We start from the raw sequence: 13,426 nt of genomic DNA, 5'->3' as shown, positions 1-13,426 counted from the left end.
TGGGTTTGGAGGGATTGCGCTACTGAAATTTCCAGATGTCGTCATGGCCCGGCTTGTCCGGGCCATCCACGCCTTTAAACGTCGCAAAGACGTGGATACCCCGCATAAAGCGGGGCATGACGAAGGCATATACGGGTTCCGCGCAAAGCCCTTTCCGGAAAATCGGGCTCCGAATCGCGGGCCGCCCGGGCTAGGGTCTCCTCGCCGCCATCCCGCGGCGTCAGGAGTTTCGATTGTCCGCCAGCGTCACCGCCCTCGTCCTTCTTGCCGCCCTGCTGCACGCCTGCTGGAACGCCATGGTGAAGTCCACCGGCGATCGGATGGTGATGATGGGCTGGATCGCGGGCACGACCAGTCTGATCGCCCTGCCCCTCGTCTTTTTCGTGGAGCCACCCTCATGGGAGGTCGCACGCCTCCTCGCCGTCGCGGTCTGCATCCACACGACCTATATGCTGCTGCTGATCAGCGCCTATGAGCATGGCGATTTCGGGCAGGTCTATCCGCTGGCACGCGGCTTTGCGCCCGCCCTGGTGACCATGGCGGGCTTTGCCATGGGCGAGGCGCTGGCGCCGCATGCCATGCTGGCGATCGGCCTCATCATCGCAGGGATCGTAAGCCTCGCCTGGCGGCGGCGGCCCGACGGCGAAGCCGAGCCCCGCGATCTGCGCGGCATCACCTACGCGCTCGGGACCGGGCTTGCCATTGCGAGCTATTCCGTCGTGGACGGTATCGGCGGACGCACCGCGGCGACGCCCGAGGCCTATGTGGTCTGGCTCTTCCTGCTGCACGGGCTTCCCGTCGCCGCGATTGCCTTCATCCGCCGGGGGCCTTCGAAGATATTCGCCTCGCGCAAGGTGGCGCTGGCCGGAATGGGCGGCGCGGCGATGTCCATGCTCGCCTATGGAATCGTGATCTGGGCGATGAAGTTCTCGCCCCTCGGTCCCGTCTCCGCCTTGCGCGAAACCAGCGTCGTTTTCGCGGCGCTGATTTCCGGCCTTGTGCTGAAGGAAGGGCTCGGCCCCCGCGCGCTCATCGCGGCCTGCGTCGTGGCGGCGGGGGTTGTGCTCCTTCGGGTGTGAGGCTTCGGTCCGCGTATCCGGCCGACAACGGAAACCGCCTCAGGAACGAGCTGCGTTCAGCAATTCGGACAGCGTCATCCGGTCGAGACCGGACGGCGGGTTTTGGAGGCGTTCGAGATGAGACCGAAGCGCTTCAACGAGTACCTCCTCATGCGACGGGTCTTCCTCCCGCGCGACGAGCCGGACACCGCCCCCATGCGCGGGCGGGACCATGCCAAGCGTCCGTCCCTTGCTGTCGAACAGATGAAAGGACGGATCGTCGATATCGTAGACTTCGATATGGGACTGCGCCTCTTCGATGGAGCGGAATACCGAAAGATCGCCCGCCACATCGGCACGGCTGCTTTCGTTCAGCACGATGGGCGGCTCGATCGCCGGATCGACGGGTTCGGGGTGCCGCCGTCTTTGCAACAGGCCGATGGCTTCTTTGAGCCCCCAGGCAGCGCCCCAGACAAGCACCACAACCAGAACAATTGTCAGTACGGAGGACACGGCGCATCACCTCCCGGGCTCAATCTTTGTTGAAATGGGCCCTGTTCTTCCACCACAGGAAGCCCAACCCTCCCATGAATACGACGCCTCCTGCGAAATTGAGCAACTGGAGAGTCAGGGTGCCCTGCACGCGTCCTTCGGCCAGCACCAGGAAGTAAATCCCGTTCTGGAGAACAAAGAGGCCGAGCCAAATAAACCAGATGCGGGTCCACCAGACCCGCCTGCGGGTCCGGATTGCATGGGAAGTCAGATAGAGCGTTCCGGCCAGGGCAAGAAAGGAAACATATTCCACCGCCGACATGCTCCGCCCGCCGGCGTCCGGCACGAAGAATTGCACGACCAGGATGAAGAGGATGAGGATCGAGAAAAACAGGCAGAAGCTCTCGAACACATAGATAAATTTCGGTCTTTGCCGCTTCATCACAAATCCACGCCCAGCCCCTCTTCCGCGCCGGTCATGATGTTGAGGCACTGCACGGCCTGGCCCGACGCACCCTTGCCGAGATTGTCGAGCAACGCCACGAGGCGGGCCTGCTTTGTCGCCTCGTTGCCGAAGACGAAGAGCTTCAGCCGGTTGGTGCCGTTGAGACCTTCCGGGTCGAGGCCCTTCATGGCGTCCGTCTCTTCAGCGCTCGCCACGCTGACGAATTGCCGGCCTTCGAAATGCTTCGCCAGCACATCGCGCAGCGCGGCGGGCGTCGGCGTGCCGTCGAGCGCCCAGAGCTGCAACGGCACGTCCACGATCATGCCCTGCGCATAACGGCCCACGGCGGGCGCGAAAAGCGGCGGATGGGCGAGACCGCCATAGGCCTGCATTTCCGGCACATGCTTGTGCGCGAGCGTGAGCGCATAGGTGCGGTAATTGTCTTTGGTGTGGTTGGCGGCGCTCTCGTCCTCGAACTCGGCGATCATGCCCTTGCCGCCGCCGGAATAGCCCGACACGGCATTGACGGTGAGCGGCCAGCCCGACGGCACGAGCCCCGCATCGACCAGCGGCCGCACAAGCGCGATCATGCCGGTCGGATAGCAGCCCGGATTGGTGACCCGCATGGCGCCGGAGATGTCCTGCTTCTGCGAGGGCGTCATCTCGGGGAAGCCATAGGTCCAGCCCTCGGCCACCCGATGCGCGGTGGAGGCGTCGATCACCCGCGTGCGGTCATTGTCGATCAGCGCGACGGCTTCGCGCGCGGCATCGTCCGGCAGGCAGAGAATGACGACATCGGCTTCATTGAGCGCCTCGCGACGGGCGGCCGCGTCCTTGCGCTTCTCCTCGCCGAGCGAGATGAAGTCGAGATCCGAACGCGTGGCGAGCCGCGACTTGATCTGAAGACCCGTCGTGCCGACTTCGCCGTCGATGAAAATTCTGGTCGCCATGTTTCCAGCTCCTGTCCGAGAGCGAGGGGATATATGGAACGGGGAGATACCGCAAGACACCGCGGAAAAAGCGCGGCGCGGGCCTAGTCCGCCGCCACCGGTTTGCGGCGCGGCTTTTTCGGCGGTTTTGCGGGCGTTTCGGCCTCTTCGACACCCAGAATGCGCCGCAGGAGATCGGCGAGATCGGCGATATCCTGCGGAATGCGGTTATCCGCGCGGCTGGCGGAGGCATGGAAGATGCCGTCGAGCGTGAGGCTGACCTGGCGCGCCGTGCGCTTCACATCCACCTTGCGGAAGGTGCCCTGCCGGATGCCGCGCCGGATCGCCTTTTCCAGAACCTCCTGCTCGCGGGCATAGAACTCGCCGATCATCTGCCCGATCTCGTCATGCCGGTCGCCGGAGACGGAATAATCCGCCATCAGCTTCACCATCCTGAGAAGCGTGGGCGCCATCTCGACATTGGCGTCGAGCCAGGCGCCGATCTCGCCCAGCGGGTCGCCGCTCTCCTCTGCCGTGCGCGCCGAATAGCTGTCCAGAAACTCGCCGATCGCATGCGCCAGCGTGGAGCGGACCAGATGATCCTTGTCGTCGAAATAATGATAGATGAGCGCGACATTCATCCCGCAGCCGCGCGCGATGTCGCGCACCGTGACAATGGTGTAGTGCCGCTCGGCAAACAGCTTGAGCGCCCCTTCCAGGATCAGTTCCTTCCGTTCTGCCGGGTCCAGCCGCTTTCTCGTCTGCTTGCCGCTCATCTTCCGTTCCTGACCATCCGGCTCTTAGGCCGCCGATGCTTAGGGGGTCGGCGCACAAGGTAGTGACGCCCGCCTGCTATTGCAAAATATCCCTACCCCGCCACGGGCCTTCGCACCCTATCCAATAAAATCCTTGCCAACCACTATTAAACAATCGCTTAATAGTGGCAACACCCGATTGTTTCGTATCCGTCCGGCACCCCCATATCCGGGCGGCAGAGTTTTGAGGATTGGCAATGACCGACAAGCGCTTTCACCTCTCATGGTTCATGAACTTCACGCCGGACGAATGGCGCGAGCCCTTCGGCAATGGCGGCACGCCCTGGGACGGCGAGTTCTATATCGAGATGGCGAAGATGCTGGACCGGGCCTGCTTCGACTACATCATGATCGAGGACAAGCTCATGGTGCCGGAGATCTACGGCGGCAGCCGCGACCTGGCGCTGAAAGCCGCCATGATCGCACCCAAGCACGATCCCGCGCCGCTGGCCGTCGCCATGGGCATGGCGACGCAACATCTCGGCGTCATCGCCACCATGTCCACCATGGCCTACCCGCCCTTCATGCTGGCGAGGCTTTCCTCCACTATCGACAGCCTGACGAAAGGCCGTTTCGGCTGGAACGTCGTGACGAGCGCGGAAGACCTCGCTGCGCAGAACTTCAACATGGACGCGCTGCCGCCGCGCGAGCAGCGCTATGCGATGGCCGACGAATATATGGAGGTCGTGCACAAGCTCTTTGAAAGCTGGGAGCCGGACGCGGTGGTGCTGGACCGCGAAAACGGCGTCTATGCCGACCCGTCCAAGGTCCACACCATCGACCACAAGGGCGAGTTCTTCAACGTGCGCGGACCGCTCAACACCGTGCCCTCGCCACAAGGAAAACCCGTCTTCGTGCAGGCCGGCGCCTCGCCGCGCGGGCGCGATTTCGCTGCCACCCATGCGGACTCCATCGTCTCGGTCGCGAACGGCATCGAAGGCATGAAAGCCTTCCGCGACGACATTCGCGCGCGCGCCGAAAAACTCGGCCGCAATCCGGACGACATCAAGGTGCTCTTCTGCATCACGCCGACGCTGGGCGAGACGGAAAAGGAAGCGCGCGAGAAATACGACCGCGTGATGATGTCGGACAATTTCGTCACCGACATTCTGGTCTCCATGTCGGGCATCACCGAAATCGACTTCGCGCAATTCGACCTCGACAAGCCGCTGCCGGAAAAGCTGGTGACGAACGGCGAGTCCGGCACGCTCGACAAGTTCCAGCAATGGGGCAGCGGCAAGACCCTGCGCGAGCTCGCCGCCGACAGCGGCGGCGGCATGGTGTCGTCGCTGGAACTCATCGGCACGCCCGACCAGGTGGCCGAGCGCATGGGCGACGCGATGGCGGAAGTGGGCGGCGACGGCTTCCTCGTCACGACGCCGACCCTGCGCGTCAGCCGCCGCTATGTGGTGGAAGTGACGGACGGCCTCGTGCCCGCACTGCAAAAGCGCGGCCTGATGCGCACCGAATACAAGCACAAGCTGCTGCGGGACAATCTGCGGGAGTTTTGAGCCCTCCCATTTTTGAGCCCTGCCATTATTGTCATCCCGGCCCTCCTTGCGTGTAAAGGTGGGCCGGGACCCAGGGCGTCAGACTCAGTGCTTGCGGCCCCTAGGCCCCGGGACAAGCCCGGGGTGACATCAAAATAAAGACGACATTCCAAACACAAAAAAGAGCGCCTCGGAAAACCGGGGCGCCCTGATTTTGTGTCCAGCAGAAGCGGATTAGCGCTTCGAGAACTGGAAGCTGCGGCGGGCCTTGCGCTTGCCGTACTTCTTGCGTTCCACGACGCGCGAGTCGCGCGTGAGGAAGCCTTCGGCCTTCAGCGCCGGGCGGAGCGCCGGCTCGTAATAGGTCAGCGCACGGGAGATACCGTGACGCAGCGCACCGGCCTGGCCGGACAGACCGCCGCCGACCACCGTGCAGGTGATGTCGAACTGGTCTTCGCGCTGAGCGGTCTCAAGCGGCTGACGCAGGATCATGCGCAGCACCGGACGCGCGAAATAGCGGTCCAGCTCCTTGCCGTTGATCATGATCTTGCCGGAGCCGGGCTTCAGCCAGACGCGAGCGATCGCGTCCTTGCGGCGGCCCGTGGCATAGGCACGGCCGAACTTGTCGAGCTTGGGCTCGGCGGGCGCGGCAGCTTCTTCCGCGGCCGGCGTCGTCGCCGTCGTGGAAGGCGTGCCTTCCATCGCGTCCTTCAGGTCTTCAAGGCTGTGTGTGTCGGACATCAGGCAGTCCTCGCGTTCTTGCGGTTCAGGGCAGCGAAATCGACCGTTTCCGGCTTCTGCGCCTCATGCGGATGCTCCGCACCGCCATAAACATGGAGATTGGAAAGCTGCTTGCGGCCAAGCGGTCCGCGCGGAACCATGCGCTGAACGGCCAGCTCGAGCGCGCGCTCGGGATGCGCGCCTTCCAGGATGCGCTTCGGAGAGGTCTCCTTGATACCGCCCGGATATCCCGTGTGGCGGTAATAGCGCTTGTCGTCATACTTCCGGCCCGAGAACACGACCTTGTCGGCGTTCACGATGATGACGTTGTCGCCGCAATCGATATGGGGCGTGTAGGTCGGCTTGTGCTTGCCACGCAGCCGGTTCGCGACGAACGAGGCAAGACGCCCCACCACGACGCCTTCGGCGTCGATCACGATCCACTTCTTCTCGACCTCGGCGGGCTTCGCGGAATAGGTCTTCATGCGAATTTTCCCTGTCGGCGCAGGTTGCCCGTTTTCGGCGGCACCCGGCCCTGATGGAGGAGCTAATGAAAAGGAGGCCGGAAAAGGAGATTCCGGCCTCGATTGGCGCTGGATTTACGGGAGGGAGCGCCTGCTGTCAACACTAAAGAGCGGGTTCATGGGCAGAAAAACGGCTTTAAAACAGCAACTTACATTTGCGGTATCTAAATACCTCAAAAATCCTCCAGCGAGCGTCCCGCATCCCTGCCCCGGCCGCCCCGGCGCGACAGCCGCGACAGGCTGAGGATGAGCGCCAGCGCCACGCAGACCGCCGCCACCATGAGCGCCTCGCGCGCCGCGCCGTCGCCCGACAGACGGAAAATCACCGCTGCAAAGGCCGCGCCCGTGGTCTGGCCGAGCAGGCGCGCCATGCCCAGGGTGCCGCTCGCCCCGCCCGTGCGCTCTGTCGGCGCGGCATTGATGAGCGTGCGGTTATTGGGCGTCTGGAAGAAGGCAAAGCCGAGCCCGGCAAAGAACATACGCCAGATAATGTCGAAATAGCCCGGCTGCGCGGGCATCAGCCCCAGCGACAACACGGAGGCCAGCAGCACGACGAGCCCCGCCGAGCCGAGATAGCCGGGATGAACGCGGTCGGTGAGCCGCCCCACGACCTGCGCGCAGAGCAGCAATGCCAACGGCCAGGGCGTCATCAGAAGACCGGTATCGAGTTCGCTGAAGCCCAGCACATTCTGGAAATAGAAAGGCAGCGAAATGAAGATCATGAGCTGGGCGATGAAGCTCGTCACCGAGGCGCCGACCGAGAGGCTGAAAATCGGCAGCTTCAGCAGATCGACCGGGAAAAGCGGCGCATGGCGGCCGAGCTGGCGGCGGACGAGAAGGAAGCCCGCCAGCCCTGCCCCGGCAAAGGCGGCGAGCGGCACGCCGAGATTTCCCACCCCATGGCCCAATTGCTCGATGCCGACAATAAGCAGGGCAAAGGTCGCCGCATTGAGCGCCGCGCTCGGGAAGTCGAAGCTGTGCCGCCCCCTGGTCGTCATGGGCAGGTAACGCGACAGCCAGAGCGCCAGCACGCTGAAGGGAATATTGATGAGGAAGAGCCAGTGCCAGGAGGTGAAGGAAAGGATGGCCGCGGCCAGCGTCGGCCCCGCCGCCGCCGCGACGGCCACCACCTGTGCATTGATGGCGATGCCGCGCCCCAACTGCGCACGCGGGTAGATGAAGCGCACCAGCGCGGTGTTGACGCTCATGATCGCCGCCGCGCCGAACCCCTGTAGCAGGCGCGCGGCCACCAGCGTCCACAAACTGTCCGACATGGCGCAGGCAAGCGAGGCAACGCCGAAGACGGCAAGCCCGAAGCGATAGATATAGCGATAGCCGTAAATTTCGCCGAGCGAGGAAAAGGCGAGCAGCGAGACCAGCACGATGAACTGGTAGGCGTTCACCACCCAGACCGAATCCGCCGCCGTGACGTTGAAATCGCGCGCGATGGTCGGCAGCGCGATGTTCACGATCGCCCCGTCCAGCACGGCCATGGTGACGCCGGCGGCGACCGTGGCAATGGCGAGGTAGCGCTGGGGATTGGGAAGGCCGTCTTCCGGCACTCCCTTGAAGGGCTTGAACATCGGGGTCACTTAAGGCGCCCGGCAGACCTTCTGCCCGGCGCAATGGAATTTCGGTTACCTACCGATATAGCCCGGCCGCCGCCGCTTTGCAGCCCCCACCCCATATCTCACCGGTTCGGCGGGATGGAATAGGTCGTGGTCACATGCGCGACGGGACCGTCCTGGCCGTCCTGCTCGATCGACACCTCGCCCACGGCAAGGCGGCGGCCGAGCTTCAAGAGCCGCGCATCGGCATAGACATCCGCCGGGTCGGGCTTTCGCAGGAAGTTGATATTAAGGTTCGTCGTGACGGCGAGTTCCACCGGGCCGATATGGGCGAGCACCACCGCATACATGGCGTAATCGGCGAGCGCCATGAGCGACGGCCCGGAGAGCGTGCCGCCCGGCCTCAAATTGCGGTCGCTGAACGGCAGATGCAGCCGCGTCGTGCCGGGGCCGATGGAGACGATCTCGCTGCGCGCGTCATTTTCCCGGATCTGGGGAAACACCTTGTCCAGAAAGGCTTCCAGCTCCGCCACGCTCATCACCGGCTTCATCTCGCTCACCGGACCCTCCCTCGTTTCAATTCCTGTTGGCCGCTTTTACCCCATCGGCGCTTGAGGTAAAAATGCCGCCCGACCGGATGGAGGAGCCCCGATGACAATACTGACCACGGACCGCCTCATCCTCCGGCCCTGGACCGAGGCGGATTTCGAGCCCTTCGCCGCCATGTCCGCCGACCCGGCGGTGATGGAGCATTTCCCCGCCACGCTCCCCCGTGCGGAGAGCGACGCGGTGGCCGCAAAGCTAAAATCGCTCATCGAGGAAAACGGGATCGGCTTCTGGGCGCTGGAAGTGCCGGGCGAGGCCTCCTTCATCGGCTTTACCGGTATCCAGAAAGTCATGTTCGAGGCCCCCTTCGCGCCCGGCCCGCCCGACAGCGCTGTCGAGATCGGCTGGCGGCTGGCAAGGCCGCACTGGGGCAAGGGCTATGCCTCCGAAGCCGCCCGGGCGGCGCTGGCCTATGGGTTCGACGAACTGGGCCTGCCGGAGATCGTCTCCTTTACCGCCACGAGCAATTTACGCTCGCAAGCTGTCATGAAGCGGATCGGCATGACGCATGATCCGGCGGATGATTTCGACCATCCGAACCTGCCCGAGGGGCACAAGCTGAGGCGGCATGTGCTGTATCGGATCAGCAGGTAGGGAAGACGTGGATGGCCCGGACAAGCCGGGCCATGACGAAGAAATCGACACCACCTGACACCCCCTCCCCATCCCGCTATGCTGCCCCAAAACATAAAGGGAGAGCGCCATGAGCCAGCCAGCTGAACAAGCGGCCACCGCCGCACCGATCCTGCTGCGCGAGGATGCGGGCGGGATCGCGATCCTGACGCTGAACCGCCCGAAACAGCGGAACAGCCTCTCCGGCGCGCTGATGGAGGCGCTGACGGCGGAGCTTCACAAGGTCGCCGAAGACAGCACCGTGAGGGCCGTGATCCTGGCGGGGAACGGGCCGGGCTTCTGCGCCGGGCACGACCTCAAGGAACTCACCAATGCAAGGCAGGCCGAAGACCGGGGCCGCGCCTTCTTCGAGAAGACGATGAAGCAGTGCTCAACACTGATGCAGGCGGTGATGCGCAGCCCCAAGCCGGTGATCGCGCGCGTGCACGGCATCGCGACGGCCGCGGGCTGCCAGCTTGTTGCGAGCTGCGATCTCGCCGTGGCGGCGGAGGAAGCGAAATTCGCCACGCCCGGCGTCAATATCGGGCTCTTCTGTTCGACGCCCATGGTCGCCCTGTCGCGCAATGTGACGCGCAAACATGCGATGGAAATGCTGCTGACCGGCGAAATGATCCCCGCCGCGCGCGCCGCCGAAATGGGGCTCGTGAACAAGGTCGTGACGGCGGATGAACTCGACGCAGCGGTGCATCACTTTGCCGACATCATTGCGTCGAAATCCGCCCTCACCGTCTCTATCGGCAAGGAGGCCTTTTACGACCAACTCGAAATGGGCGTCGGCGAGGCTTACGACTATGCAAGCGAGGTGATGGTGCGCAATATGCTCGCCCGCGACGCGGAAGAAGGCATCGGCGCCTTCATCGAGAAACGCGAACCGAAATGGGAAGACCGATAGACATGGCAAGCGAGCCCGAGACCATCGAGAAAATCCTGCGCAGCGCGAAAGTAATTGCGCTGGTGGGCGCGAGCAACAAGCCCGAGCGCGACAGCAACAAGGTGATGGCCTTCCTTCAGTCGAAGGGCTATCGCGTGATCCCGGTGAACCCGGGCCTTGCCGGTCAGGAGATCAACGGCGAGACGGTCGCCGGAACGCTGGCCGACATCGAAGAGCCCGTGGATATGGTGGATGTGTTCCGCAATTCCGACGCGGCGGGCGGCGTCACCGACGAGGCAATTGCCATCGGCGCCAAGGCGGTGTGGATGCAACTCGGGGTCGTCAATGAAGACGCCGCGAAGCGCGCCGAGGCCGCGGGCCTCGACGTGGTGATGGACCACTGCCCGAAGATAGAGATACCGAAACTGGGATTGTAGAAACGGAACGACAATCGCCGTCATGCCCCGCCCTCCTTGAACGTAAGAGTGGGCACGTCATGACGCATCGAGAACAACAGCCTATGGATCCCGGCTTCCGCCGGGATGACACCGAAAGAAGACAGGACAGAAAAATGAGCGACCAGGCTTTCAACACGCTTGCCATTCATGCCGGAGCGCAGCCGGACCCGACCACGGGCGCGCGCGCGACGCCGATCTACCAGACGACTTCCTTCGCTTTCGACGATGTCGATCACGCGGCGAGCCTGTTCGGGCTGCAGGCCTTCGGCAACATCTATACGCGCATCACCAACCCGACGACGGCGGTGCTGGAAGAGCGTGTCGCGGCGCTGGAAGGCGGCACGGCGGCGCTCGGCGTCTCATCCGGCCACGCAGCGCAGCTTCTCGTCTTCCACACCATGCTGGAACCGGGCGATCATTTCGTGGCGGCCAAGCAGCTCTATGGCGGCTCCATCAACCAGTTCGGCCATGCCTTCAAGAAGTTCGGCTGGGAAGTCGATTGGGTGGACGTGTCCGACCCGGTGAATGTGAAGGCCGCCATCGGCAAGAAGACCAAGGCCGTCTTCATCGAAAGCCTGGCCAATCCCGGCGGTGTGGTGACGGACATCAAGGCGATTGCCGATATCGCGCATGAGGCGGGTATTCCGCTCGTCGTCGACAACACGCTGGCCTCGCCCTATCTGTGCAACCCGCTGGCGCATGGCGCGGACATCGTCGTCCATTCCATGACGAAGTTCCTGGGCGGTCACGGCAATTCCATGGGCGGCGTCATCGTCGATGGCGGCGGCTTCGACTGGTCGAAGGACGGCAAATACCCGACGCTCAGCGAGCCGTGCGAGAGCTATCACGGCATGAAGCTGCATGAGACCTTCGGCAATATCGCCTTCGCCATCGCCTGCCGCGTGCTGGGCCTGCGCGACCTCGGACCCGCCATCTCGCCCTTCAATTCCTTCATGATCCTGACGGGCATCGAAACGCTGCCGCTGCGCATGCAGCGCCATTGCGACAATGCGCTGGAAGTGGCGACCTTTCTGAAAGACCATCCCAAGGTGAGCTGGGTGTCCTATGCGGGCCTGCCCGACGACCCACATCACGAGCTGATGAAGAAATACTCGCCCAAGGGCGCGGGCGCCGTTTTCACCTTCGGCGTGGAAGGCGGATATGACGCGGGCGTGAAGCTGGTGAATTCGGTGAAGCTCCTGAGCCATCTCGCCAATGTCGGCGATACGCGCAGCCTCATCATCCACCCGGCCTCCACGACGCATCGTCAGCTCTCGGAAGAACAGCAGACCGCAGCGGGCGCAGGCCCCGACGTGGTGCGCCTCTCCGTCGGCATCGAGGATGCAAAAGACATCATCGCCGATCTGGAACAGGCGCTGGCCTAAGGGTCTTTTCCAATAGACGTCATTGCGAGCGCAAGCGAAGCAATCCAGAAGCGGTAACCGCCGGACTGGATTGCTTCGTCGCTTCGCTCCTCACAATGACGGTTTAAATCGCCGCGCCCATCCCGCGCTCGGTAAGGATGCGGTCGATGAGCCCCCATTCGAGCGCCTGCTCCGCCGTCATGAAGCGGTCGCGGTCCATCGCCTGTTCGAACTCCTCGTAAGAGCGTCCGCAATGCTCGGCGTAAGCCTTTGTGATGCGCTTCTTGGTGCGCAGAGTTTCTTCAGCATGAATGAGAATGTCGGACGCCTGCCCCTGAAAGCCGCCGGAGGGCTGGTGGATCAGGATGCTGACATTGGGAAGCGCCACGCGCTGGCCGGGTTCGCCCGCCATCAGCAGGAACGACCCCATCGAGCAGGCCGTCCCCATACAGAGCGTATGCACGGGCGCCTTGATATAGCGCATCGTGTCGTACATGGCGAAGCCGCTGGTCACGACGCCGCCGGGCGAATTGATATAGAGCTGGATCGGCTTCTTGGGGTTTTCCGCTTCCAGGAACAACAGCTGCGCGCAGACCAGAGCGGAGACGGTGTCGTTCACCTCGCCATTCAGGAAGATGATCCGCTCGCGCAGCAGGCGGGAATAAATGTCGAAAGAGCGTTCGCCGCGGCTCGACTGTTCGACGACCATAGGGACGAGTTGCATCGCTTCGCGCATCGGCGAATTCCTTTCTTCTGAATGTGACGGTGAAAGCCCTGCGCGTCAGGCGGCACGCATCATCACGGGCTCGTTATTGTTCGACGCGGGCGGCACCAGCCGTGCATCGGCCAGCCCGTGAACGATCGTCAGGATCGTCCCGCCCCGTTCATCGGGCCGGAGCTGAAATGCGACGATGCTTTCAAGGTAAGGCGGTTCGTCATCGCGCATCCGGTAACGAATTTCCTCGCCCGTCTCCAGCGATACCGGCTCGGCATCGGCCAGATCGCGGCCCGGCAGCCATTTCTCGCGAAAGGCAGGATCGCTCACCGCGCGCCAGACTTTCTCCGGCGGTGCATCGAGTTCATATTCCTGCACCAGTTCCCGCGGCCGTTCTTCGGTCTTCAGCTTGCTCATGGGTCCATATCCTTCAGCAGAGCCTTCAACGCATCGATCCGCGCCGGCCAATAGGCACGGTATTTCGCGAGCCACCCGGCGATAAGCGCCAGCCCGTCGGGGTCGACCTCGTAATTCACGAAACGCCCCTGCCGCTCTTCGCGCACCAGCTTCGCATTGCGCAGGACCGCAAGATGCTGGGACATGGCCGGCTGGCTGATCTCCATGCCGTCGCGCAAGGCGCTGGCATTCATCGCGCCGCTTGCGAGCTTCTCGAAGATCGCGCGGCGCGTCGGGTCGGCCAGAGCCTTGAATATGTCGTTCTCGATCATGCAAACAGAT

General features: G+C 63.4%; 17 protein-coding genes. 6 read left to right on the top strand and 11 right to left on the bottom strand.

The genetic code is table 11. The annotated features are described in order from the left end of the window. Nucleotides 1–233 precede the first annotated feature (233 nt). A complete protein-coding gene (locus ACSSVQ_RS01050; protein WP_454180464.1) occupies nucleotides 234–1,079 on the top strand; it encodes an EamA family transporter in 846 nt (281 codons plus the stop codon). A 39-nt stretch (nucleotides 1,080–1,118) separates the two neighbouring features. Here ACSSVQ_RS01050 and ACSSVQ_RS01045 read toward each other — a convergent pair whose 3' ends face one another. The 4 genes from ACSSVQ_RS01045 to ACSSVQ_RS01030 all read right to left on the bottom strand — a co-directional run bounded on the left by ACSSVQ_RS01045 (nucleotide 1,119) and on the right by ACSSVQ_RS01030 (nucleotide 3,700). Then, nucleotides 1,119–1,571: a hypothetical protein gene (locus ACSSVQ_RS01045; protein WP_454180463.1), complete on the bottom strand. Its 453-nt coding sequence runs from the start codon at nucleotides 1,569–1,571 to the stop codon at nucleotides 1,119–1,121. Between the two features lie 19 nt (nucleotides 1,572–1,590). After that, nucleotides 1,591–1,992 (bottom strand): hypothetical protein, encoded by a 402-nt coding sequence (locus ACSSVQ_RS01040; protein WP_454180462.1) that lies wholly within the window; start codon nucleotides 1,990–1,992, stop codon nucleotides 1,591–1,593. After that, nucleotides 1,992–2,945: an N-acetyl-gamma-glutamyl-phosphate reductase gene (argC, locus tag ACSSVQ_RS01035; protein WP_454180461.1), complete on the bottom strand. Its 954-nt coding sequence runs from the start codon at nucleotides 2,943–2,945 to the stop codon at nucleotides 1,992–1,994. The genes ACSSVQ_RS01040 and argC overlap by 1 nt, the downstream gene beginning before the upstream one ends. A gap of 83 nt (nucleotides 2,946–3,028) precedes the next feature. Continuing rightward, nucleotides 3,029–3,700, bottom strand: coding sequence for a TetR/AcrR family transcriptional regulator (locus ACSSVQ_RS01030; protein ID WP_454180460.1), 672 nt, complete (start codon nucleotides 3,698–3,700; stop codon nucleotides 3,029–3,031). 236 nt (nucleotides 3,701–3,936) lie between these two features. Between ACSSVQ_RS01030 and ACSSVQ_RS01025 the strand changes: the two genes are divergently transcribed. Continuing rightward, a complete protein-coding gene (locus ACSSVQ_RS01025) occupies nucleotides 3,937–5,250 on the top strand; it encodes an NtaA/DmoA family FMN-dependent monooxygenase (protein WP_454180459.1) in 1,314 nt (437 codons plus the stop codon). A 213-nt stretch (nucleotides 5,251–5,463) separates the two neighbouring features. Here the strand turns inward: ACSSVQ_RS01025 and rpsI are convergent, their stop codons facing one another. The 4 genes from rpsI to ACSSVQ_RS01005 all read right to left on the bottom strand — a co-directional run bounded on the left by rpsI (nucleotide 5,464) and on the right by ACSSVQ_RS01005 (nucleotide 8,592). Continuing rightward, complete coding sequence (gene rpsI / locus ACSSVQ_RS01020; RefSeq protein WP_454180458.1) at nucleotides 5,464–5,970, bottom strand: 30S ribosomal protein S9; 507 nt, start codon at nucleotides 5,968–5,970, stop codon at nucleotides 5,464–5,466. Further along, a complete protein-coding gene (gene rplM, locus ACSSVQ_RS01015; RefSeq protein ID WP_167089360.1) occupies nucleotides 5,970–6,434 on the bottom strand; it encodes a 50S ribosomal protein L13 in 465 nt (154 codons plus the stop codon). The genes rpsI and rplM overlap by 1 nt, the downstream gene beginning before the upstream one ends. 212 nt (nucleotides 6,435–6,646) lie before the next feature. Continuing rightward, nucleotides 6,647–8,056 (bottom strand): MFS transporter, encoded by a 1,410-nt coding sequence (locus ACSSVQ_RS01010; protein ID WP_454184625.1) that lies wholly within the window; start codon nucleotides 8,054–8,056, stop codon nucleotides 6,647–6,649. A gap of 107 nt (nucleotides 8,057–8,163) precedes the next feature. Then, nucleotides 8,164–8,592, bottom strand: coding sequence for a PaaI family thioesterase (locus ACSSVQ_RS01005; RefSeq protein WP_454184624.1), 429 nt, complete (start codon nucleotides 8,590–8,592; stop codon nucleotides 8,164–8,166). A 100-nt stretch (nucleotides 8,593–8,692) separates the two neighbouring features. On the opposite strand from ACSSVQ_RS01005, the gene ACSSVQ_RS01000 reads away from it, so the two are divergent. The 4 genes from ACSSVQ_RS01000 (at nucleotide 8,693) to ACSSVQ_RS00985 (ending at nucleotide 11,994) form a co-directional block, all read left to right on the top strand. After that, nucleotides 8,693–9,241 carry a GNAT family N-acetyltransferase gene (locus ACSSVQ_RS01000; RefSeq protein WP_454180457.1) on the top strand — a complete coding sequence of 183 codons (549 nt, stop codon included), beginning with the start codon at nucleotides 8,693–8,695 and terminating at the stop codon, nucleotides 9,239–9,241. A 109-nt stretch (nucleotides 9,242–9,350) separates the two neighbouring features. Then, a complete protein-coding gene (locus ACSSVQ_RS00995; protein WP_454180456.1) occupies nucleotides 9,351–10,172 on the top strand; it encodes an enoyl-CoA hydratase in 822 nt (273 codons plus the stop codon). A gap of 2 nt (nucleotides 10,173–10,174) precedes the next feature. Continuing rightward, nucleotides 10,175–10,588 (top strand): CoA-binding protein, encoded by a 414-nt coding sequence (locus ACSSVQ_RS00990; protein ID WP_454180455.1) that lies wholly within the window; start codon nucleotides 10,175–10,177, stop codon nucleotides 10,586–10,588. A 134-nt stretch (nucleotides 10,589–10,722) separates the two neighbouring features. Beyond that, nucleotides 10,723–11,994, top strand: coding sequence for an O-acetylhomoserine aminocarboxypropyltransferase (locus ACSSVQ_RS00985; protein WP_454180454.1), 1,272 nt, complete (start codon nucleotides 10,723–10,725; stop codon nucleotides 11,992–11,994). Nucleotides 11,995–12,097: 103 nt separating this feature from the next. Here the strand turns inward: ACSSVQ_RS00985 and ACSSVQ_RS00980 are convergent, their stop codons facing one another. From ACSSVQ_RS00980 to ACSSVQ_RS00970, 3 genes are read right to left on the bottom strand one after another with little or no spacing between them, the layout of a single operon-like run. Then, nucleotides 12,098–12,709, bottom strand: a complete 612-nt coding sequence (locus ACSSVQ_RS00980) for an ATP-dependent Clp protease proteolytic subunit (RefSeq protein ID WP_454180453.1) — start codon at nucleotides 12,707–12,709, stop codon at nucleotides 12,098–12,100. A 45-nt stretch (nucleotides 12,710–12,754) separates the two neighbouring features. Continuing rightward, a complete protein-coding gene (locus ACSSVQ_RS00975) occupies nucleotides 12,755–13,105 on the bottom strand; it encodes an SRPBCC family protein (protein WP_454180452.1) in 351 nt (116 codons plus the stop codon). After that, nucleotides 13,102–13,416: an ArsR/SmtB family transcription factor gene (locus tag ACSSVQ_RS00970; protein ID WP_454180451.1), complete on the bottom strand. Its 315-nt coding sequence runs from the start codon at nucleotides 13,414–13,416 to the stop codon at nucleotides 13,102–13,104. Before ACSSVQ_RS00970 ends, ACSSVQ_RS00975 begins: the two co-directional genes overlap by 4 nt. Nucleotides 13,417–13,426 lie beyond the last annotated feature (10 nt).

Source organism: Parvibaculum sp. MBR-TMA-1.3b-4.2 (assembly GCF_053628815.1).
Note: the sequence above shows the minus strand (reverse complement) of the source record. Positions and strands in the feature narration are given on the sequence as shown.

Coding starts and splice junctions, on each gene's coding strand:
- ACSSVQ_RS00995 (WP_454180456.1), top strand. CDS start 9,351: ATGAGCCAGCCAGCTGAACAAGCGGCCACCGCCGCACCGATCCTGCTG.
- ACSSVQ_RS00975 (WP_454180452.1), bottom strand. CDS start 13,105: ATGAGCAAGCTGAAGACCGAAGAACGGCCGCGGGAACTGGTGCAGGAA.
- ACSSVQ_RS00990 (WP_454180455.1), top strand. CDS start 10,175: ATGGCAAGCGAGCCCGAGACCATCGAGAAAATCCTGCGCAGCGCGAAA.
- argC (WP_454180461.1), bottom strand. CDS start 2,945: ATGGCGACCAGAATTTTCATCGACGGCGAAGTCGGCACGACGGGTCTT.
- rpsI (WP_454180458.1), bottom strand. CDS start 5,970: ATGTCCGACACACACAGCCTTGAAGACCTGAAGGACGCGATGGAAGGC.
- ACSSVQ_RS00985 (WP_454180454.1), top strand. CDS start 10,723: ATGAGCGACCAGGCTTTCAACACGCTTGCCATTCATGCCGGAGCGCAG.
- ACSSVQ_RS00970 (WP_454180451.1), bottom strand. CDS start 13,416: ATGATCGAGAACGACATATTCAAGGCTCTGGCCGACCCGACGCGCCGC.
- ACSSVQ_RS01040 (WP_454180462.1), bottom strand. CDS start 1,992: ATGAAGCGGCAAAGACCGAAATTTATCTATGTGTTCGAGAGCTTCTGC.
- ACSSVQ_RS01000 (WP_454180457.1), top strand. CDS start 8,693: ATGACAATACTGACCACGGACCGCCTCATCCTCCGGCCCTGGACCGAG.
- ACSSVQ_RS01010 (WP_454184625.1), bottom strand. CDS start 8,056: ATGTTCAAGCCCTTCAAGGGAGTGCCGGAAGACGGCCTTCCCAATCCC.
- ACSSVQ_RS01005 (WP_454184624.1), bottom strand. CDS start 8,592: ATGAAGCCGGTGATGAGCGTGGCGGAGCTGGAAGCCTTTCTGGACAAG.
- ACSSVQ_RS00980 (WP_454180453.1), bottom strand. CDS start 12,709: ATGCGCGAAGCGATGCAACTCGTCCCTATGGTCGTCGAACAGTCGAGC.
- ACSSVQ_RS01025 (WP_454180459.1), top strand. CDS start 3,937: ATGACCGACAAGCGCTTTCACCTCTCATGGTTCATGAACTTCACGCCG.
- ACSSVQ_RS01030 (WP_454180460.1), bottom strand. CDS start 3,700: ATGAGCGGCAAGCAGACGAGAAAGCGGCTGGACCCGGCAGAACGGAAG.
- rplM (WP_167089360.1), bottom strand. CDS start 6,434: ATGAAGACCTATTCCGCGAAGCCCGCCGAGGTCGAGAAGAAGTGGATC.